Genomic DNA, 1,881 nt, shown 5'->3' on the forward strand with positions numbered 1-1,881 from the left:
TGACTTCGGGCTCAAACGCTTCCAAAACGGCTCTTTCACCTCTCTGCGCAAGGCGGATGGTCTGAGCGACGATTCGGTCCGGGCCTTGATCGAGGACCATGAGGGCAGCCTGTGGATCGGCACCAACAGCGGCTTGAACCGCCTCAAGGAAGACCGCTATTTCTTCTACAACTCGCGCAACGGCCTGCCGGTCGACCTGATCCGTTCTGTCTTCCAGGACAGCCGGGGCGATTTCTGGATTGGCACCATTGACGGCGGCCTGGTTCGCTACAGCGCTGGACGCTTCCAGGTCTTCGGCGCCAAGGAGGGACTGCGTAACCTGCGCATTTGGTCCATTGCCGAGGGCCGGGACGGGGCCATCTGGTTCGGCACCTACGGCGGCGGGCTCCATCGCCTGCTGGCTGGCAGGGTCACGGTATATTCGACCCGCAACGGCTTGGCCAATGACATAGTCCGCGCCGTCCTGGCTGACCGCGACGGGTCAATCTGGGCAGGGACCAATGGCGGCGGCATCGATATCCTGCGGCCAGACGGCCACATTGTCAATTACAGCCGCCGCAACGGCCTGGGCGACGACTTTATCTACGCCATTGCCCAGGACCACGAGGGAACGGTCTGGGTGGGGGCCTTCAACGGCGACCTGTATCGCTTCCGCGGCGAGGAGATCACGACCTTTCATTTCTACAACCGCTTCACCCAGAATGCCATCTGGACGATCCATCTCGACCCGGACGGCAGCCTGTGGATCGGCACCAACAGCAGCGGCCTGCTTCGCTTCAAGAACGGGAAGTTCCGTGCCATCACCACCCGGGACGGGCTTTACAACGACGTTGCCTTCGAAATCCTCGATGACAACCTGGGCTTCCTGTGGATGAGTTGCAACAAGGGGATATTCCGCGCCAGCAAAAAGGAACTGAACGATTTTGCCGACGGCCGCAGTCGGCGGGTGAACTCCCTGTCCTTCGGCATCCCCGAGGGAGTACGCGGCATCGAGAGCACCGGCCCGGCCCAACCGGCAGGTTGTAGGGCTCAGGACGGCAAGCTGTGGTTCCCGACCATCAAGGGAGTGGCGGTGGTCGACCTCGAGTACAACAGGTACAACAATCTCATCCCGCCCGTGGCCATCGAGAAAATGACCGTCGACGGTCAGGGAATGGGCATGGCGCCGCCACTGGCTTTCGACCCCGGACGCAAGAGGCTCGAGTTCACCTACACCGCCTTGAGCTTCCTGGTGCCGGAAAAGGTCCGCTTCAAGACCTGGCTGCAGGGTTTTGACCGCGGCTGGAGTGCAGAGACCAACCAGAGGCAGGTTTCCTACACCAACCTGCCCCCAGGCCGCTACACCTTGCGCGTCATCGCCTGCAACAACGATGGCAAATGGAACGAGAGCGGAGCCAGCCTGGTCTTCGAACTGCGGCCTTTCTTCTACCAGACGCTCTGGTTCCAGGTGCTGGTCGTCCTGGCGCTGCTGTTTCTGGCCGCACTGGCCGTACGCTGGCGCTTCCGCAGTCTGGAGCGCCGCAAAAATGAGCTTGAGGCCCAGGTCCGTGAACGCTGCAGGATGAATTGCAGCGCATCGCGGTGCACGACCTGAAAAATCCGCTGCAGGCCATCATTGGTTCGGCCGATCTGATCTGCCGGAAGAATCCGGAACTTCCGGCCAGTGTCAGATTGGCGAAGGGAATTTTTGAAGCCTCGAAGCGCATGCTGGCTCTGCTCAACAATATGCTGGAGATATCGCGCATCGAAACGGATGACCTTAAACTGGAACTGCAGGCCGTGGACATCGGGGGTTTGGTCTCGCTGGCGGCCGAAGGATTTGCCAACCAAATGCTGAATAAAGAACAAAAGCTGGATCTCAAGATCGAATCGGGGTGCCTG

Annotated in this window: 2 protein-coding genes; both read left to right on the forward strand. The window is 60.4% G+C overall.

Annotated features, from left to right (window positions below; genetic code table 11):
- Positions 1–1,594 (forward strand): triple tyrosine motif-containing protein (locus NTW95_06840; protein MCX6557133.1); only part of this gene is annotated, 1,594 nt, incomplete at its 5' end.
- Positions 1,567–1,881: hypothetical protein (locus tag NTW95_06845; protein ID MCX6557134.1), on the forward strand; the 315-nt coding region annotated here is incomplete at its 3' end. The genes NTW95_06840 and NTW95_06845, both read left to right, overlap by 28 nt.

The organism is Candidatus Aminicenantes bacterium (genome assembly GCA_026393795.1).
Lineage (GTDB): Bacteria > Acidobacteriota > Aminicenantia > UBA2199 > UBA2199 > UBA2199.